The 22,321-nt window shown below is 73.1% G+C and carries 1 protein-coding gene; it reads left to right on the forward strand.

Going from position 1 to position 22,321, the window contains the following annotated elements; genetic code table 11:
- Positions 1 to 174 precede the first annotated feature (174 nt).
- Positions 175 to 22,242, forward strand: coding sequence for a non-ribosomal peptide synthase/polyketide synthase (locus ACWPOC_RS18775; protein ID WP_455409153.1), 22,068 nt, complete (start codon positions 175 to 177; stop codon positions 22,240 to 22,242).
- Positions 22,243 to 22,321: the final 79 nt, after the last annotated feature.

A 22,321-nucleotide genomic window follows, 5' to 3' on the forward strand; every position in this document is an offset into this window, starting at 1 on the left:
ACCGGTCGCACAGGTGGTCTAGCTTGTTGTGTGGTCCCGGTCACACGGGATCACACGATCGAACGGGGGTCCGATCGCGGCGCCGCACGCCCAGCGGCACCGGGGTCGGCCCCTGCACGCGATGTCGGGGGACACACGCCGATCACGGCCAACAACATCGCTTTCGGAGGGGACATGTCGCTGCGACACCGTCGTCCGCAGATACCGGCCGGCGCTTTCCCGTTGTCGTCCGCGCAACGGGCCATCTGGTTCGCGCAGCAGCTCGCACCCGAGGTACCCGTGTGCATCGCGCAGTATGTGGATCTGCGCGGCACCCCGGACCTGGATCTGCTGCGTCGCTGCGGATATCGCGCCGGCGCCGAGTTCCAGTCCGCCTATCTGCGGGTCGTCGACGTCGACGGCGAACCCGTCCAGTACGTCGACCCCACCGTCGAGGACCGCAACGAGATCCGGCTGCTCGACTTCCGCGGCGCACCCGATCCGATGGCGGCGGCGCACGAGTGGATGACCGCCGACTACGCCACCCCGGTGGATCTGGCGCACGACCTGCTGGTGAACATGACGATCCTGCAGGTCGCCGACGACCGGTTCCTCTGGTACGCCCGCATCCACCACGTCGCCCTCGACGGATTCGCGGCGATGACCATGGTCAACCGCATCGCCGCGCTGTACACCGCGGCGATCGAAGGCCGCGAGGCGGAGCCGTCCAAGGCCGCCGACCTGCGCGCCCTGTACGACTGGGACCGCGACTACCGCACCTCCGAGCGCTACCGCACCGACCGCGACTACTGGATCGAGCGGGTCGCCGGACTCGAGGACGGCTCGACCCTCGCGCAACGCGACGCCCCCACCGCGGCGGTGTCGCTGCTGTCGAGCCACACCCTCCCCGACGAGCTCGTCGACGCGCTGACCGCAGTGGACGACGAGCCGGGACTGTCGTCGACGGCGGCGGTGATCGCGGCATTCGCGTGCTATCTGGCGCGGATGACCGGCCGCGACGACGTGATGATCAACCTGCCGGTCTTCGCCCGCACCACCGCGATGGCCCGCCGCTCCGGCGGCATGCTCGTCAACACCGCGCCGCTGCACATCTTCCTCGAACCGGGCGACACCCGCACCGATCTGGTGCGGCGGGTGCAGCTCGAACTCACCGGGGCGCTGCGGCACCAGCGGTTCAGCCTCGAGGACATCCGCCGCGAGACCGGCGCGGCCGGCGATCCGTACCGCTATGCCGGGGCGATGGTCAACGTCATGCTGTTCCGGCAGGAGATCGTGCTCGGCGCCATCCGCGGCGAGTTCCACATCATGACCTCCGGTCCCGTCGAGGACCTGCTGGTCAACATCTATCAGAGCGGCGACCCGGCCCGGACCTTCCTCGACTTCCGCGGCAACCCCCACCGCTACGACGAGGACGAACTGCGCACCCACCACGACCGGTTCGTCGAACTGCTCGACGATTTCCTGCGCAGCGCCCCCGACCGTATGGTCGCCGCGATCCATCCGGCCAGCGTGACCCTCGGCGAGCAGCGCCGCCGCGCCGCGGCCGCCGCCGGTTTCTGGCGCGAACGCCTCGCCGACGCCCCCGAACGACTCGAACTGCCCCGCCCGGTCACCGAACCCACCGACGACACGCCCATCGACGTCGAGGACCGCCTGGCGGTCACCGCCGCAGCGCTCGCCGCGCGCTTCGCCACCACCGAGGGGGGCGCCCCGGACACCACCGTCGCCGCGGTGCTGCACGCCGCCACGGCGGCGCTCACCGCCCGGCTGACCGGCCACGACGACGTCCTCGTCGGGGTGGCCCGCGACGGGCGGGTGCTGCCGCTGCGCGTCGTCGTGGACCCGGCCGAACCCTTCGCCGAGTTGGTGCGGCGCGTGCGCACCCTCGACGCGGACCTGTCCGCCCACACCGACGTCGACCCGGCCGTGCTCGCCGACCTCGGGCCCGCATGCCCGGTGGTGCTCGCCCTCGACGACCCGACCCCCGCCCCTGCGGAGGCGGTGCTGCGCGTGGCGATCGACACCACCGGCACCACCGTGCAGGTCCGCACCGGCTACCGGCCCGAGCAGGTGGACGCGCACACCGCCACCACCACCGGCCGGCGACTCGGCCGCGCCCTGACCGCGGTACTCACCGACCCGCACCTGCCCACGGGGGATCTGCCGTTCGTCGGCGGCGACGAGGTCACCGGGCTGGTCCCGGCGCACGGCGACCCGGCGCGCTCCGCGCAGACCCTGCCGGAGATCCTGTGCGCGGTCGCCGCGGTCGTGCCGGACACCGAGGCGGTGGTATGCGAGGACCGGCGCATGACCTACGGCGAACTCGACACCTGGTCCAACCGGCTCGCCCGCGTCCTCATCGACGCCGGGGCCGGACCGGAGACCTTCGTCGCCGTCGGCATCGCCCGCTCCCTCGAATCGGTGGCGGTGATCTGGGCGGTCGCCAAGTCCGGGGCCGCCTTCGTGCCCGTCGACCCGAAATATCCGGCCGAACGCATCGAGTACATGCTCACCGACTCCGGGGCGATCCTGGGCCTGACCACCGCCGCGCACCGCGACGAGCTGCCCGGCACGGTGCCCTGGCTCGTCCTCGACGATCCGGATCTCGACGCACGGATCGCGCAGGCCGGTGATGAGCCGGTCACCGACGACGACCGGCCGGGCACGCTGCTGTTCGACCATCCCGCCTACCTGATCTACACCTCCGGCTCCACCGGCCGCCCCAAGGGCGTGGTGGTGCCGCACCGTGGCCTGGCGAACCTGTCGGCGACCCTGCACACCCGCCTGGCCCCGCCCCCGGCGGCGCGGGTCTCGCATTTCTCCTCGCCGAGCTTCGACGCGTCGATCTTCGAGTACATGACCGCCTTCGGCATCGGCGCGACCCTGGTGGTGGTGCCCGCCCACATCTACGGCGGCGACGAACTGTCCGCGCTGCTGCGCCGCGAACGGGTCACCCACCTGTTCTCCACCCCGGCCGCGCTGGCGTCGGTGGACCCGACCGGCGTCGAGTGCGAGGCGGTCACCGTCGCGGGTGAGGCGTGCCCGCCGGAACTGGTGGCGCGCTGGGCACCGGGGCGGCGGATGTACAACGCGTACGGGCCCACCGAGACCACCATCGTCTGCAACATCACCGACATGCTGGTGCCGGGGGAGACCGTCACCATCGGCCATCCGGTGTGCGGCATCGACGAGCTGATCCTCGACGGTCGGCTGCACCCGGTGCCGGCCGGGGTCGCCGGGGAGCTGTACATCGCCGGCCCCGGCGTCACCCGCGGCTATCACGACCGGCCCGGCCTGACCGCGACCCGCTTCGTCGCCGACCCCTTCGGCCCGCCCGGCTCGCGCATGTACCGCACCGGCGATGTCACCCGCTGGCGTATCCGCGACCCGCGCCATCCCGCCCGTTCGGTGACCGTCGAATATCTCGGCCGCTCCGACTTCCAGGTCAAGATCCGCGGCTTCCGCATCGAACTCGGCGAGATCGACGCCGCGCTGAGCGGCCGCCCGGACGTCGCCTTCGCCGTCACCCTCGGCCGCGCCGCACCCTCCGGGGAGCAGATGCTCGTCTCCTATGTGCTGCCCGACGCCGGCTGCACCCTCGACCCGGAGCAGCTGGCCGCGCCGCTGGCGGCGCGGCTGCCCTCCCACATGGTGCCCGCCGCGATCATGGTGCTCGACGAGATCCCGCTGACCGCCGTCGGCAAACTCGACCGCAAGGCGCTACCCGAACCGGTCTTCACCGGCGCCGGCGGGGCGGCGACGATGTCGCCCACCGAGACCGCGCTGGCCGCGATCTTCGCCGACCAGCTCGGTGTCGCCGAGGTCGGCGCCGACGACAGCTTCTTCGAGCTCGGCGGCAACTCGCTGGTCGCCACCCGGGTGATCTCGCGCATCAACGACGCCTTCGGCACCGATCTGGGGGTGCGGTCGCTGTTCGAGGCCCCCACCGTGCGGGCGCTCGCGGCGAATCTGCCCGCCGGTGACGACGTCGACCGGCCCGCCCCGGCGCCGGTGCTGCCGCGCCCGGACCGCATCCCGGTCTCCGCCGCCCAGCAACGCCTGTGGTTCGTCGACCAGCTCGACCCGTCCTCGGCCGCCTACAACATCCCGGTCGCGCTGCGACTGCGCGGCGCCCTCGACCAGGCGGCGCTGGTCGCCGCGACCCGCGATGTGCTCGACCGGCACGAGGCACTGCGCACCGTCTACCCGGCCACCCCGGCCGGGCCGATCCAGCAGGTGCTGCCCGTCGACGCGCTCGCCGTGGACCTGACCCCCACGGCCACCGACGATCTCGACGCGGACGTCGCGGCGGTGGTCGCGGCCGGTTTCGATGTCACCGTCGACCCGCCGCTGCGGATGCGACTGTTCCGTGTCGCCGACGACGAGCACGTGCTCGCCGTGGTGGTGCACCACATCGCCGCCGACGGGGCATCGCTGGCGCCGCTGTCGCGGGATCTGGTCACCGCCTACGCCACCCGCGCCGCCGGCACCGCCCCGGACTGGGCGCCGCTGCCGCTGCAGTACGCCGACTACACCCTGTGGTTCGCGGATCTGCTCGGCGACGTCGACGACCCGGCCTCCCGCGCCGCCCGGCAACTCGAGTACTGGCACGAGATCCTCACCGCCGCCCCCGATCTGCTGGCGTTGCCCACCGACCGGCCGCGCCCGCCGCAGCAGTCCTTCCGCGGCGCGAGCGTCGACGTCGAGATCGCCCCGGAGCTGTACGGGCGGATCCGGCAGCTCGCCCACGCCCACACCGCCACCGAGTTCATGGTCGTGCACGCCGCCCTGGCGGTGCTGCTGGCCCGGCTGTCCGGCGGCGACGACATCGTCGTCGGCACCCCCGTCGCCGGGCGCAGCCACCGCCACCTCGACGACCTGGTGGGCATGTTCGTCAACACCGTCGCGCTGCGCACCGCGGTGCCCGCCGAACTGTCCTTCGCCGAGTTCCTCGCCGCGGTGCGCGACACCGACCTGGCGGCCTTCGCACACACCGACCTGCCGTTCGACCGGCTCGTCGACGCCGTGGTGCCGGCCCGCTCGGCGGCCTATTCGCCGCTGTTCCAGGTGATGCTCGCCTTCGCCGACACCACCGGCGCACATCTGACGCTGCCCGGCCTGGACGTCGACATCGCCGAGATCGACACGCACACCACCAAGTTCGACCTGCACCTGCAGCTCGGTGCGGTCGCCGACGGCGACGGCCGCACCCACGCGCTGCGCGGCGCGCTGTCCTACGCCACCGACCTGTTCGACCCCGCCACCGCCACCGCGATCGGGCAGCGCCTCGTGCGGCTGCTCGAGACGGTCACCGCCGATCCGGCGGTGCCGGTCGGCGACGTCGATCTGCTCACCGCCGACGAACGCCGCACCGTGCTCGACACGTGGAACGCCACCGCCGCCGACGCCGGTCCCGCCACCACCCTCGGGGAACTGTTCGCCGCGCAGGTCGCCGCGACCCCGCACGCCCCGGCCGTCACCGTCGACGGCCGCACCCTCGGCTACGCCGAATTCGACGCGGTCACCAACCGGCTCGCGCGGCGGCTGCTGCGCGCCGGCGCCGGACCGGACCGGGTGATCGCCCTCGCCGCGCCGAGGTCGCTGGATCTGCTCGTCGGCATGTACGCGATCGTCAAGAGCGGCGCCGCCTATCTGCCGCTCGACCCGGACCATCCCGCCGAGCGGCTGCGCTACGTCCTCGACACTGCCGCCCCGATCGCGGTGCTCACCACCAGTGACGTCGCCGACGCCCTGCCGGACACCGGCGCCGAGGTGCTGCGCATCGACCGGCTCGACCTCGACGACGAATCCCCGGCTGCCCTCACGGCGGCGGAGCGGCCGGAGCCGACCGGCGCGCATCTCGCCTACGTGATCTTCACCTCCGGCTCCACCGGCCGCCCCAAGGGCGTGGCGGTGCCGCACGCGGCGATCGTCAACCGGTTGCGCTGGATGCAGCACACCTATCCGCTGACCGCCGAGGACACGGTGGTGCAGAAGACCCCCGCCACCTTCGACGTGTCGGTGTGGGAATTCTTCTGGCCGCTGCAGGTCGGGGCGCGCCTCGCCGTCGCCGCCCCCGGCGGGCACCGCGATCCCGGTTATCTGCTGCGGCTGTTCGCCGAGGAGCAGGTCACCGTGGCGCATTTCGTGCCGTCGATGCTCGCGGTGTTCGTCGACGCCCTGCACGGCCGGGACCGGGATCCGCTCGCGTTGCGGCACGTGTTCGCGTCGGGGGAGGCGCTGCCCGCCGAGACCGCCGCCGCGCTGCGGGAGGCGCTGCCGCACACCGCCCTGCACAATCTGTACGGGCCCACCGAGGCCGCGGTGGACATCACCGCCTGGACCACCACCGGCACCGACCACGGGTCGGTGCCGATCGGGCTGCCGGTGTGGAACACCCGCACCTACGTGCTCGACGCGCGGCTGCATCCGGTGCCCGCCGGCGCCGCCGGCGAGCTGTATCTGGCCGGCATCCAGCTCGCCCGCGGCTATCTCGACCGCCCGGGCCTGAGCGCCGACCGGTTCGTCGCCGACCCGTTCGGGGCGGCGGGGGAGCGGATGTACCGCACCGGGGATCTGGCCACCCGCCGCGCCGATGGTGCCCTGATGTACCTGGGGCGCACCGACTTCCAGGTCAAGATCCGTGGTCTGCGCATCGAGCTCGGCGAGATCGAGCAGGTGTTGCGCGCCCGCGAGGAGATCGGGCAGGCGGTGGTGCTCGTCCACCACGGCGCCGACGACCGGCTCACCGGCTATCTCGTGCCCACCCCGGGGCGCAGCATCGACACCGCCGCGGTCACCGCCGATCTCGCCGCGCAGCTGCCGGACTACATGGTGCCCGCCGCCCTCGTCGTCCTCGACGCGCTGCCGGTCGGCCCCAACGGCAAACTCGACCGCAATGCGCTGCCCGCCCCGCCGGCCCCGACCGCCGCCGGTGGCTATCGGGCGCCGCGCACCCCCACCGAACAGCTCGTCGCCACCGTCTTCGCCGACCTGCTCGGCGTCGGCCGGGTCGGCGCCGACGATCACTTCCTCGACCTCGGGGGCACCTCCCTGCTCGCGATGCGCGCCGCCGCCCGGCTCGCCGCGGACACCGGTGGTGAGCTCGGCATCCGGGAGATCTTCGACCATCCGGTCGTCGCCGATCTCGCCGCGCACCTCGACCAGCCCGACCGCACCGGCGCCGGGCGCGGCGCCCCGGTGTCCGGGCCGCGCCCCGACCCGGTCCCGTTGTCCCCGGCGCAGCAGCGGATGTGGTTCATCAACCAGTTCGACACCACCTCCCCGGCCTACAACATCGCCGTCGCCCTGCGCCTGACCGGCCGGCTCGATCAGGCGGCGTTGCAGCACGCCATCGGCGACGTCGTCGCCCGGCACGAATCGCTGCGCACCCGCTATCCGCTCACCGACGACGGGCCCGTGCAGGTGGTGGTGCCCGCCGGCGCCGCCGTGCCGGATCTGGCGGTGCTCACCGTCGACGACGGCACCGACCTCGACAGCGAGCTCACCCCGATCCTCGCGGCCGGATTCGATGTGGCCACCGAGATCCCCATCCGCATCCGGGTGCTGGCCCTGGCCGAGGACGAGCACGTGCTCGTGCTCGTCGCCCACCACATCGCCGCCGACGGTTTCTCCATGGGGCCGCTGGCCCGCGACGTCATCGCCGCCTACAGCGCCCGCCACGCCGGGCAGGGCCCGCAGTGGACGCCGCTGCCGGTGCAGTACGTCGACTACACCCTGTGGCAGCACCGGGTGCTCGGCGACGACACCGACCCGACCTCGCTGGCCGCCGAACAGCTCCGGTTCTGGCGCGCAGCGCTCGCCGGCGCCCCGGAACTGCTCGAACTGCCGCTGGACCGGCCCCGCCCGGTGCAGCCGTCGCGGCGCGGCGCCCGCATCCCGTTCACCCTCGACGCCGCCGCGCACCGCCGGCTGCTCGACATCGCCCGCGCCCACGATGCGTCGGTGTTCATGCTGGTGCACGCCGCACTGACGGTGCTGCTGGCCCGCCTGTCGGGCAGCGACGACATCGTCGTCGGCACCCCCGTCGCCGGTCGCGGGCACCGCGCCCTCGACGACCTGGTCGGCATGTTCGTCAACACTGTGGTGCTGCGCGCCCGGGTCGACGACGACGAGCCGTTCACCGCGCTGCTCGATCGCATCCGCACCGGTGACCTGACCGCCTTCGGGCACACCGAGGTGCCGTTCGAGCGGCTCGTGGAGGTCCTCGACCCGCCCCGCTCGACCGCCTACACCCCGCTGTTCCAGGTGCTGCTCGAATTCCAGGACACCGAACGCCCCGAGATCGAACTGCCCGATCTGTCGGTGCGGGTCCTCGATCTCGATCCGATGCTGGCGCTGTTCGACCTGCAGCTGTCGATCGCCGAGACCACCGACGCCGACGGCCCCGCCGGTATCCGCGCGTCGTTCACCTACGCCACCGACCTGTTCGATCCCGCCACCGTCGCCTCGTTCGCCGACCGGTTCGTGCGCATCGTCGAGGCGATCACCGCCGCCCCCGACATCGTGGTCGGCAGCATCGACATCGTCACCGACCGGGAACTGGCCGATCTGACCCCGGCGCGGGGCCTGCCGCCGGTCTCCCCGCAACTGTGGCCGGAACTGCTCACCTCGATCGCCGCGATCCTGCCCGACGCGGTCGCCCTGCGCTTCGCCGACCGGCAGGTCACCTACGCCGAACTCGACGCCTGGTCCACCCGCGTGGCCCGGCTGCTCGTCGACGAGCACCGGATCGGCCCGGAAACGGTGGTCGCGCTGGCGTCGACCCGCTCGGTCGAATCGGTCGCGGTGGTGTGGGCGGTCACCAAGACCGGCGCGGCGTTCGTGCCCGTCGACCCCGCCTACCCGCCGGAGCGGGTGAGCTACATGCTCACCGACAGCGCCGCCGTCCTCGGCATCACCACCGCCGCGCACCGCGACGCGCTGCCGGTGCAGGTGCCGTGGCTGGTGCTCGACGACGACGCCGTCGCCGCCCGGATCGCCGCGACGAGCGACGCGCCGATCACCGACGCCGACCGCACCGCCGCGCTGCACTTCGATCACCCGGCCTACCTGATCTACACCTCCGGTTCCACCGGCCGCCCCAAGGGCGTGGTGGTCACCCACCGCGGCATGACCAACCTCAACGCCGAGGTGCGCAGCCACTTCACCATCACCCACCGGGCCCGCGTCTCGCACCTGGCGTCGCCGAGCTTCGACGCGTCGATCTTCGAGTTCACCAAGGCGTTCTGCGCCGGCGCCACCCTGGTGATCGTGCCGCCGGACGTCTACGGCGGCGACGAACTCGCCCGGCTGTTGCGTGAGGAGAAGGTCACCCACGCCTTCATCACCCCCACCGCGCTGGCGTCCCTCGACCCCACCGGACTCGACGACCTCGAGGTGCTCGTCGTCGCCGGTGAGGCCTGCCCACCGGAACTGGTGGCGCGCTGGGCGCCGGGACGGCGCATGTTCAACGGCTACGGTCCGTCCGAGGCCACCATCGAGACCAGCGTCAGCCCGCAGCTGCGGCCCGGGCACACCGTCACCATCGGCGGCCCCGCCGTCGGTTTCCACCAGACCGTTCTCGACGACCGGCTGCGGCCCGTCCCCGTCGGGGTGGCCGGCGAGCTGTACATCGCCGGGCCGGGCGTGGCCCGCGGCTACCATCGCCGCCCCGATCTGACCGCCGCCCGGTTTGTCGCCGACCCCTACGGCGCCCCCGGCGAACGCATGTACCGCACCGGTGATGTGGTGCGGTGGCGGCACGACGGCACCGTCGAATATCTCGGCCGCTCCGATTTCCAGGTCAAGGTGCGCGGCTTCCGCATCGAACTCGGCGAGATCGACGCCGCGCTCACCGCCCACGACGCGATCGCCTTCGCCCACACCATCGGGCACACCGCACCCAGCGGCGACACCGTGCTCGTGTCCTACGTGCTGCCCGACACCACCGACACCACCGCCGGGGAGATCGATCCGCGGGCGCTGCGCGCCTGGGCCGCGGCGCGGCTGCCCGGCCACATGGTGCCCGCCGCGGTGGTGGTGCTCGACGAGCTGCCGCTGACCCCGGTCGGCAAACTCGACCGCCGCGCCCTGCCGGTGCCGGATCTGACGCGGCTCGGCGGCGACTACCGCGCCCCGAGCACCGATCTCGAGGCCACCGTCGCCGAGATCGTCGCCGAGGTCCTCGGGCACCCGCAGGTCTCCGTCGACGACAACTTCTTCGATCTCGGCGGCAACTCCCTGATCGCCACCCGTGTCGTCGCCCGCCTCAACGCCGCGCTCGGCACCGACGCCGGGGTCCGTGCCCTGTTCGAGGCCCCCACGGTGCGGGCGCTCGCCGCACGGATCCTCGACGATCACGGCGGGCACGGGCGGGTGCCGCTGGTCGCCGCCGAGCGGCCCGAACGGTTACCGCTGTCGCCGGCGCAGCAACGCATGTGGTTCGTCAACCAGTTCGACACCACCTCCGCCGCCTACAACATTCCCCTGGCGATCCGCCTGTCCGGCCGCCTCGACGTCGCGGCGCTCACCGCGGCGGTGCGCGACGTGCTCGACCGGCACGAGAGCCTGCGCACCTGGTATCCCGGCGACGACCAGGGTCCCCGCCAGGTCGTCGTCGACACCGACCGGGTGCTCGGCGCGCTGACTGCCCGGCCGGTCACCGCCGAGGAACTGCCCACCGAGCTCGGCGAGTTCGTCGGTGCCGGTTTCGACGTGGCCGCGGCCGTGCCGGTGCGGCTGCGGCTGTGGCGCCTGGACGAGCACGCCCATGTCCTGGCGGTGGTGGTGCATCACATCGCCGCGGACGGCTCGTCGATGGCGCCGCTGGCCCGCGACCTGATGCTCGCCTACACCGCCCGCACCGGCGGGACGGACCCGGACCGGGCACCGCTGCCGGTGCAGTACGCCGACTACGCCCTGTGGCAGCGCCGGCTGCTCGGCGACCCGGACGACCCGACCTCCCTCGCCGCCGCGCAGCTGCGGTTCTGGCGCGACACCCTCGCCGACGCCCCCGAACTGCTGCCGTTGCCCACCGACCGGCCGCGCCCCACCCAGCGCAGCTTCCACGGCGCCCTGTACCGCTTCACCGTGCCCGCCGACGTGCAGCGGCGCCTCGAGGCGCTGGCCGCCGAGCACGACACCACCGTGTTCATGGCCGCGCACGCGGCGTTCGCGGCGCTGCTGGCCCGCCTGACCGGCACATCCGACATCGTCATCGGCTCCCCGGTCGCCGGTCGCGGGCACCGCGCCCTCGACGAGCTGGTCGGCATGTTCGTCAACACCGTGGTGCTGCGCACCCCCGTCGACGGGGCCCTGTCGTTCACCGACCACCTGCACCGCACCCGCGAGATCGACCTCGCCGCCTTCGGGCACGCCGAGCTGCCCTTCGAGACCCTCGTCGACGTGCTGGCCCCGGCCCGCGAGACCGACCGGTCCCCGCTGTTCCAGGTGGTCCTCGAATACGGCAACACCGAGCAGGCCCATCTGGTGTTGCCCGAGCTCGAGGTCGACGCCCTCGACCCGGAACTGCCCGTCGCCAAGTTCGACCTGCAACTGACCCTGCAGGACACCGATCCGGCCGGGGTGGGGGAGCCGGGCGGGATGCCGGCGGCGTTCACCTATGCCACCGATCTGTTCGATCCCGACACCGTCGCCTCGTTCGCGCAGCGGCTGGTGCGGTTGCTCGACGCGGTCACCGCCGACCCGCACCGCCCCATCGGCGACGTCGATCTGCTCACCGAGGACGAACGTCCCACCGCCCCCGCTCCGTTGCGCCCGGCCGCAGAGACCCTGCTCGATCTGTACGCCCGCGGCGCCGGACTCGACCCGGCCGCGATCGCGGTCACCGCCCCCGACGGGTCGCTGCGCTACGACGCACTCACCGACCGGGTGCAGCGCCTGGCGCGGCTGCTCGTCGAGCACGGCGCCGGACCGGACCGGCTCGTCGCGGTCGCGTTGCCGCGCGGCACCGACCTGATCGTCGCGCTGCTCGCCGTGCTGCACAGCGGCGCCGCCTATCTGCCCATCGACGTGGCGTTCCCGCCGGACCGGCTTGCGTACATGTTCGACGACGCGGCCCCGGTGTGCCTGCTCACCACCGCCGAACACGCCACCGCCCTGCCCCCGCACACCCCACCGGTCGTGGACCTGCACGACCCGGCGGTGCGCACCCGACTTTCCGAGATGCCCGGTGGCGGTGACGGATTGCCGCGCGTGCACCCGGATGCGGCGGCGTACGTCATCTACACCTCCGGGTCCACCGGCCGCCCCAAGGGTGTGATGGTGCCGCACCGCACCGTCGTCACCCTGCTCACCGACACCACCGAGATGTTCGGTGTCGACGCCTCCGATGTGTGGACGTTGTTCCACTCCTACGCCTTCGACTTCTCGGTGTGGGAACTGTGGGGCGCGCTCGCCCACGGTGGCCGGCTCGTCGTCGTCGACTACCACACCGCCCGCAACCCGCAGGAGTTCCTGGCGTTGCTGCGCCGCGAACGGGTCACCGTGCTCAACCAGACCCCGACGGCGTTCTACCAGCTCATCGACGCCGACCGCGCCGCCGGCACCGACCTGCCGGCGCTGCGCCGGGTGATCTTCGGTGGGGAAGCCCTCGACTTCGGGCAGCTCGACCGCTGGTACCGGCGCCACGACGACACCGCCCCGACGCTGGTGAACATGTACGGCATCACCGAGACCACCGTGCACGTCACCGCCCGCACCATCACCCGCGACCTCGCCGCCACCGCCGCGGCGAGCCTGATCGGCCAACCACTTCCGTCGCTGCGCCTGCACATCCTCGACAGCCGGCTGCATCCGGTGCCCGCCGGGGTGATCGGCGAACTGTACGTCTCCGGCGCCCAGCTCTCCCGCGGCTATCTGCACCGCCCGGATCTGACCGCCACCCGGTTTGTCGCCGACCCGCACGGCGCCCCCGGCGACCGGCTCTACCGCACCGGGGACCTGGCGCGCCGCACCCGCGACGGCGAGATCGAATATCTCGGCCGCGCCGACTTCCAGGTGCAGCTGCGCGGATTCCGCATCGAACTCGGCGAGATCGAAGCGGCGCTGCTGCGCGCCCCCGGTGTCGGCCGCGCCGTGGTCGTCGTCCACACCGACGACGTTTCGGACAGCTCTGACATCGCCGGCACCTCCGGCACCGCCGGCACCGGGCGTCTCGTCGGCTATGTGGTGCCCGAGACCGGCCACGATCTCGACGTCGACGTGGTGCTCGACCACGCCGCCGGGGAACTCGCCGCGTACATGCTGCCGTCCACCCTGGTGGTGCTCGACACGCTGCCGGTCACCGCGACCGGCAAACTCGACCGGCGCGCGCTGCCCGCCCCCGACTTCGCCGCCCGCACCACCGTCTCCCGCGCCCCGGCGCGCGGCCCCGAAACGGTGCTGGTGGAACTGTTCGCCCAGGTCCTCGGCCTGCCGACGGTGGGGGTGGACGATTCGTTCTTCGCCCTCGGCGGCGATTCGATCATGTCCATCCAGCTGGTCTCCCGCGCCAAGGCCGCCGGCCTGGACCTGACCCCCCGCGAGGTGTTCGAACACAAGACCCCCGCCGCGCTCGCCGCCGTCGTCGGCACCACCGCCCCCGCGGAGACCCTCGCCGAGCTGCCCGGCGGCGGGGTCGGGGACATGCCGCTACCGCCGATCGCGCACTGGATGCTCGACCGCGGCGGCAGCATCGGCCGCTACTCGCAGGCCCTGCTGCTGCGCCTGCCCACCGGACTGGACGCGGCCACGCTGCGGGCGATCGTCACCGCCGTCCTCGACCGGCACGACATGCTGCGCGTGCAACTGCGTCCGGCGCCGGACGCCCCCGGCGGACACGTGTTGCACGTACTGCACGTACCCGCCCCGGGCAGCGTCGACGTCGACACCGTCGTCCACCGGGTGCCGGTCACCAGCGCCGCCGACAGCGACGACTTCTTCGCCCTGGCCGCCACCGAACTCGACGCCGCCGCCGACCGCCTCGACCCGCACCACGGGGCAGTGGTGCAGCTGGTGTGGTTCGACGCCACCAGCGGCGCCGGCCGGTTGCTCATCGTCATCCACCATCTCGCCGTCGACGGGGTGTCCTGGCGCATCCTCGTCCCCGATCTGGTCGCCGCGTGGGCGGCCGCCGCGGCCGGCGGCGCCACGAGTGGTGCGTTGCTGCCCCCGCACACCGGCACCAGCGTGCGCCGCTGGGCCCACGCCCTGCGCGACGCCGCCCCCGCACGCCGCACCGAACTCGACTTCTGGCGCGGAGTGCTCGACGGACCGAACCCGCCGCTCGGGCACCGGACGTTCGATCCGGCGCGCGACACCAACGCCACCGTCACCACCGTCGCCACCGAACTGCCCATCTCGGTCACCGAAGCGCTGCTCACCGCCGTGCCCACCGCCTTCCACGGCGCCGTCGACCACGGGCTACTCACCGCGCTCGCCCTGGCGGTGGCGGCGTGGCGCCGCGACCGCGGCCACGACCCGACCTCGCTGCTGCTCAACCTCGAAGGGCACGGCCGCGACAGCACCGCCGCCGCCGGCGCCGACCTGTCCGGCACCGTCGGCTGGTTCACCACCATCCACCCGCTGCGCCTGGACCTGACCGGCATCGACCTCGACGACGCGCTCGCCGCCGGCCCGGCCGCCGGTCGCGCCGTCAAGACCGTCAAGGAACACCTCGCTGCCGTCCCCGACCACGGCACCGGCTTCGGGCTGCTGCGCTATCTCGACCCCGACACCGCGGCCGACCTGGCGCACGCGCCGGCCCCGCAGGTCAGCTTCAACTATCTCGGCCGCCCCACCGCCGGGGTCACCGACACCGACACCCCCTGGCTGCCCATCGACGGTTTCCCGCGCGGTGGGGCGCAGAGCCCGGACATGCCCGCCGCCGCGGTGCTCGACATCAACGCCGTCACCGCCGACACCCCCACCGGTCCGGTGCTCAAGGTGCACTGGTCGTATCCGGCCGGGCTGCTCGACGACGCCGACGTCACCGCCCTCGCGCATTACTTCGCCACCGCCGCCACCGCGCTGACCCGGCACACCCGCAGCCCGCACGCCGGGGGCCTGACCCCCTCGGATCTGCCGCTGGTGCGACTGCACCAGGACGTCATCGAACGCCTCGAGCAGCGCTACGGGCGCCTGGACACCGTGTGGCCGACCGCGCCGCTGCAGACCGGTCTGCTCTTCCACGCCCTGCTCGCCGGGGACCGCCCCGACGCCTACATCGTGCAGCTCGTGCTCGACCTGCGCGGCGAGGTCGACGCGAGCCGGATGCGCCGTTCCCTGCAGTTGCTGCTCGACCGGCATCCGGCGCTGCGCGCGGCGTTCCCCGCCGCCGGGGACGGGCACGTGCAGGTCATCCCCACCCACGTGGAGGTGCCGTTCACCGTCGCCGACACCAGTGACGACCCCGACCCCGACGACGCCGCCGCGCAGCTGCTCGCCCTCGATCGGCGCACCCGCTTCGACACCGAGACCGCGCCGCTGCTGCGCGCGACCGTCGTGCACACCGGCCCGGGCCGGCACCTGCTGGCATTGACGAATCATCATCTGCTGCTCGACGGCTGGTCCACCCCGGTGCTGATCCGGGAACTGCTGATGCTCTACGCCACCGACGCGGACCAGCGGGCACTGCCGCCGGCACCGCACTACGGCAGCTACCTCACCTGGCTCGCCGACCGCGACCCGCAGGCCTCCCTCGACGCCTACCGCCGTGCCCTCGCGGGGGTGGACGAGCCGACCCTGCTCGCCCCGCAGCACCGGCCCGGCACCACCGCCGGGATCTCCGAGGACCTCGACCTGGACCTGGACACCGGCCTGTCGGTGCGGCTGCACGACACCGCCACCGCCCGCGGCGTCACCGTCAACACCCTGGTGCAGACCGCCTGGGGTGTGGTGCTCGGCGCGCTCACCGGCCGCACCGACGTGGTGTTCGGCGCGACCGTCTCCGGACGGCCGCCGCAGATCCCCGGCATCGAGGCGATGGTCGGGTTGTTCATCAACACCGTCCCGGTGCGCATCACCGTGCGGCCCGGCGACACCGTCGGCGGGCTCGTCGACCGGGTGCAGGCCGAACAGGTCGCGCTGCTCGATCACCATCATCTCGACCTGGGCACCCTCGACCGGCATCTCGGGGCCGCGGTGCGGTTCGACACCCTCACCGTCTTCGAGTCGTATCCGGTCGAACGCGCCGGCCTCGACCGCGACACCGACCTCGGTGGCATGCGGGTCGCCGACATCACCGGCCGCGACGCCGCGCACTACCCCCTGTCGGTGGTCGTGCACACCGACACCGCGGTGCACCTGCGCATGAAGTACCTGCCGGAGGTCTTCGACCGCGATGCCGTCACCGCAATCGCCGCACGCATCACCGCCGTGCTCGACGCCCTGACCGGCGACCCGGCCGCCCCGATCACCACGCTGCCGGCGCTCACCACCGCCGAGCAGGACGCACTGCTGCCGGTGCACGGACCGGCCGGGGGCAGCGACATCGCCCTGCCGCACCTGCTGGCCGCGACCGCCGCCGCACACCCGAATCAGCCGGCGCTGCGCGACGGGGAACGGGTGCTGACCTACCGCGACCTCGACGAACGCTCCACCCGGCTGGCGCGGGTGCTGCTGCGCCACGGCGCCGGCCCGGAAACCTTCATCGCCGTCGGCATCGCCCGCTCCGTCGAGTCGGTGACCGCGATGTGGGCGATCACCAAGACCGGCGCGGCGTTCGTGCCCGTCGACCCGCGCTATCCGACCGAACGCGTCGCGTTCATGCTCGACGACTGCGGCGCCACCGTCGGCCTGACCACCACCGCGCACCGCGACCAGCTCCCGGACACGGTGCCGTGGCTGCTGCTCGACGACCTCGACCGCGACGCCGCGGGGGAGAGCACCGCCACGATCGACGACACCGACCGCCCCGTCGCGCTGCGGCTCGATCACCCCGCCTACCTGATCTACACCTCTGGCTCGACCGGCCGCCCCAAGGGTGTGCTCACCACCCACCGCAGCCTGGAGAACTTCGCCCGCGATCAGCGCGGCCGCTTCCACGCCGGTCCCGGCGCGCGGGTCATGCACGTCTCGTCGCCGAGCTTCGACGCGTCGATCTTCGAATACCTCCTCGCGTTCGGGTCCGGCGCCGAGCTGGTGGTCGTGCCCCCGCACATCGTCGGCGGCGCCGAACTCGGCGCGCTGCTGCGCGAGCAGCGGGTCACCCACGGGTTCATCACCCCCGCCGCGCTCGCCTCCCTCGATCCGGCGGATCTGACCGCCTTCACCGATCTCGCGGTCGGGGGGGAGGCGTGGCCGGCCGATCTGCAGGCCACCTGGGCGCGCGGGCGGCGTCTCGTCGACGCCTACGGACCCACCGAAACGACCATCATGGCCGCGATCAGCGACCCCCTGGGGGTCGACGACCCACTCACGCTCGGTGGTCCGCTGCGCGGGGTGCACGCCGTCGTCCTCGACACCGCGCTGCGGCCGGTGCCGTTCGGCGCCGTCGGCGAGCTGTATCTGGCCGGCTGGGGCCTGGCCCGCGGCTATCACGCCCGGCCCGCGCTGACCGCCGCCCGGTTCGTCGCCGACCCCTACGGCGCCCCCGGCGAACGCATGTACCGCACCGGGGATCTGGTGCGCTGGGTCGGTGACCTCGACCGGCGGGATCTGCGCATCGACTATGTCGGGCGCAGCGACTTCCAGATCAAGATCCGCGGCTTCCGCGTCGAACTCGGCGAGATCGACGCCGTGCTCGCCGCCCACCCGGCCGTCGGATTCGCCGCCACCGTCGCGCACCGCGCGCCGAGCGGGGAGACGGTCCTCGTCGCCCACCTGCACCCGACGCCCGGCGCCGACATCGACCCGGTCGCGGTGAAAACCCATGTCGCCGAGCGTCTTCCGGCGCACATGGTGCCCACCGTGGTCAGTGTGCTCGACGAGATCCCGCTGACCCCGGTCGGCAAACTCGACCGCGCCGCCCTGCCGGCACCGGAGCTGACCGCCGGCGACCGCCCGGCACCCACCGACCCGCTCGAGTCGCTCGTCGCCGACGAACTCGCCGACGTGCTCGGCCTCGACCGGCTCGGCGTCGACGACAACTTCTTCGACCTCGGCGGCAACTCGCTGCTCGCCACCCGCGCCGTCGCCCGCCTCGGTGACCGGCTCGGCCGACCCGTACCGGTGCGCGCACTGTTCGAAGCTCCGACCGTGGCCGCGCTCGCCGCGCACCTCGACGACCGACCCGCCCCCGAGAGCGAGGAACCCGCCGCCGGCACCACCTCCGGCCCGGTCGCCGGCCCGCGCCCCGAGCACATCCCGCTGTCCCCGGCGCAGCAGCGACTGTGGTTCATCAACCAGTTCGACCCGACCTCCGCCGCCTACAACATCCCCCTGGCCATCCGATTGTCCGGGCACCTGTCCCCGGCCGCGCTCGGCGCCGCCCTGCACGATGTGCTGGCCCGGCACGAGAGCCTGCGCACCGTCTACCCGGCGTCGGCGGCCGGACCGCACCAGCGGATCCTCGCCGCCGCCGACGCCCCGCTGCCGCTGGACGTGGTGCCCGCCGGGGAGGACACCGTGCACACCGCCATCGCCGATTTCCTCGGCGCCGGCTTCGACGTCACCGTCGACATCCCGGTGCGGGCGCGGGTGTTCTCCTTCGGCCGTGACGACCATCTCGCCGTGCTGGTGGTGCATCACATCGCCGCCGACGGCGGTTCGACCGGTCCGCTCGCCCGCGACCTGATGATCGCCTACGCGGCCCGCAGCCGCGGGGAGACCCCGGCGTTCGGGCCGCTGCCGGTGCAGTACGCCGACTACACCCTGTGGCAGCTCGACCGGCTCGGTGACCCGGACGGCCCCGGCACCCTCGCCGCCGACCAGACCACCTACTGGCAGCAACGCCTCGCGGGGCTGCCGGAGGTGCTGCCGCTGCCCACCGACCGGCCCCGGCCGCCGCAGCAGTCCTTCCGCGGCGACATCACCCGTTTCACCGTCGACGCCGATCTGCTCGCCCGGCTGCAGCAACTCGCCGCCGCCCGGCACAGCACCGTGTTCATGACCGTGCACGCGGCGTTCGCGGTGCTGCTCGCGCGGCTGTCCGGCAGCGACGACATCGCCGTCGGCTCCCCGGTCGCCGGTCGCGGGCACCGTGCCCTCGACGATCTGGTGGGCATGTTCGTCAACACCGTCGTGCTGCGCACCGCGGTGCCCGCACACGCGTCGTTCACCGAGCTGCTCGCCGCCGTCACCGACAGCGACCTCGATGCCTTCGCACACGCGGATCTGCCCTTCGACCGGGTCGTCGACGCCCTCGCCCCGGCCCGCTCGACCGCGCACTCGCCGCTGTTCCAGGTCTCGATCGAATTCCACACCGCCGAGCTGCCCGCGGTGGAGCTGCCGCACCTGAGCGTGCAGGGCGTCGCCCTCGACCCGACGGTGTGCAACTTCGACCTCGAACTGCTCGTCGGGGAGAACACCGAGGGTGGTCTCGACGCCGCTTTCGTCTACGCCACCGACCTGTTCGACGCCGAGACGGTGCGGGGCTTCGCCGACCGGTTCGGCCGGCTGCTGCACGCGATCGCCGCCGACCCGCACCGCCCCGTCGGTGATCTCGACCTGCTCACCGCCGCCGAACACACCGCCCTGGTGCCCGCAATCGGACCCGAGGCCGAACCGGCGGTGCTGTGGCCGCAGCTGCTCGACACCGCTGTTGCCGCCGCCCCGGATACCGTCGCGGTCGTCGACGGCGACCGAAAGGTCACCTACCGCGAGCTCGACGCCCGCGCGCACCGGCTCGCGCGGCACCTGCTCGACCGCGGCGCCGGACCCGAACAGGTCGTCGCCCTGGCGATCCCGCGCTCGCTCGAGTCGGTCACCGCGGTGTGGGCGACGGTGCGCAGCGGCGCGGCGTTCGTGCCGGTCGACCCCACCTATCCGGCCGACCGCATCGCCTTCATGCTCGACGACAGCGCCGCCCGCATCGGCATCACCGTCGCCGCGCACCGCGCTGCACTGCCCGACGAAGTGGACTGGCTCGTCCTCGACGACCTCGACCTCACCGAAGGGCCGGTCGCACCCGTCGACGACGCGAACCGGCCGACGGTGCTGCGCCCGGATCATCCGGCCTACCTGATCTACACCTCCGGCTCCACCGGCCGCCCCAAGGGCGTGGCGGTCACCCACCGCGGCCTGGCCTCCCTGGCCCGGGAGGAACGCGAGCGGCTGCAGGTCACCGCCGCGGCCCGGGTGTCGCATCTGGCGTCGCCGAGCTTCGACGCGTCGATCTTCGAGCAGATGATGGCGCTGTGCGCGGCGGCGACGCTGGTGGTCGTGCCGCCGCACGTCTACGGCGGCGACGAGCTCGCCGCGGCGCTGCGTGCGCAGCGGGTCAGCCACGCCTTCATCACCCCCACCGCGTTGGCCTCGCTGGATCCGGACACCGTCCCCGAGCTGCACACCCTGCTCGTCGCCGGCGAGGCATTGCCACCGGAGCTGGTGGCGCGCTGGGCGGCGTCGCGGCGGGTGATCGACGCCTACGGTCCCACCGAGGCGACGATCATGACCTCCCTCGGTGACCCGCTCACCGTCGGTGAGCCCGTCACCATCGGCACCCCCAGCCGCGGCTTCCGCGCGCTGGTCCTCGACGGACGGCTCCAGCCCGTGCCCGTCGGGGTGGCCGGGGAACTGTATGTCGCCGGGCCGGGTCTGGCCCGCGGCTACCACGACCGGCCCGCTCTGACCGCCGCCCGGTTCGTGCCCGACCCCACCGGCTCGGGGGAGCGGATGTACCGCACGGGGGATCTGGTGCGGTGGACCACCGATCATCGCCTCGACTACGTCGGCCGCACCGACTTCCAGGTCAAGATCCGCGGCTTCCGCGTCGAACTCGGCGAGATCGACGCGGCACTGGCCGCGCACCCGCAGGTGGTCTTCGCCCACACCCTCGGCCACACCGCCCCGTCCGGTCAGGCGGTGCCGGTGTCCTACCTCCGCCTCGCCCCGGACGCCGATGTCACCGCCGCCGAGGTGAAAACCTTCGTCGCGCAGCATCTTCCACCGCACATGGTGCCGGCGGTGATCACCGTGCTCGACGACATCCCGCTCACCCCGGCCGGCAAACTCGACCGCGCCGCGCTGCCCGCCCCCGTTTTCACCGCCCCGGCCGGGGACTACCGGGCACCGAGTACCGACCTCGACACGCTCGTCACCGACCTGTTCGCCGAGCATCTCGGTCTCGACCGGGTCGGGGTCGACGACGACTTCTTCGATCTCGGGGGCACCTCGCTGCTGGCCACCCGGCTGCTGCCGGCACTCGGGGAACGACTCGGGCGGCGGGTGCCGATCGCGTCGATCTTCACGCACCCGACCCCGGCGGAACTCGCCGCGCACCTGAGCAGCGGCGAGTCCGAGGCGAGCAGCGACATCGACGAGGCGTTCCGGGTGCTCGTGCCGCTGCGCCCCGGCACCGGCACCGCACTGTTCTGCATCCATCCCGCCGCGGGACTGGCCTGGCCGTACAGCACCCTCGCGCACCGGCTCGACGACGACCGGCCCGTCTACGGACTGCAGTTGCCGGCGCTGTCCGGTGGTCCGCGGCACGACACCATCACCGCGCTGGCCCGCCACTACGTGCGGGAGATCCGCCGGGTGCAGCCGCACGGCCCGTATCACCTGCTGGGCTGGTCGCTCGGCGGGGTGGTCGCGCACGCCGTCGCCGTGGAACTGCGCCGCGCCGGGGAGATCGTCGACACCCTCGCACTGCTCGACAGCCACCTGGTGGTCGGGGCGTCCCCGGCCGTCGGCACCCGCGACATGCTGCGCGATCTCGGTCTTCCCGTCGACGACGGTGAGCCGAGCTTCGAGCACGCCGCCGCGGTGCTCGACGAGGCGTTCGGCGGCGGCACCGGATTGACCGCCGCCCACCTCGAACGGTTGCACGCCGGCTCGACCGACACCGCCCGCGCCGCGCGGCGGCACGAACCGGACACCTTCGACGGGGACGCGTTGTTCTTCACCGCGGCCCGCTCGGAGGCCCCGGTTCCGGCGGTGGCGGCCTGGCACAACGTGATCGCCGGGGAGATCCACCAGTACCGGCTCGACTGCGACCACCACGAGATGGTGAGCGCCCGGGCGGTGGAGACGATCATCGCGGTGCTGTCGGCGCGGCTGACCGAGAGCGACGCGACACTGCGCCGGTGGGGGCGGATCGAAGTGCAGGCCGCCGGACGCAACGGGAACCGCCGCAACTGACCCCACATCATGCACGCACTGCATGATCCGAGATGCACATTATGAGTTGGATTAATTCTCGGGGGGGCGATTCACTGAG

The organism is Rhodococcus sp. 5G237, from assembly GCF_053764735.1.

Excerpts from the sequence above, each read along its gene's own strand:
- ACWPOC_RS18775 (WP_455409153.1), top strand. The coding sequence starts at position 175 with ATGTCGCTGCGACACCGTCGTCCGCAGATACCGGCCGGCGCTTTCCCG.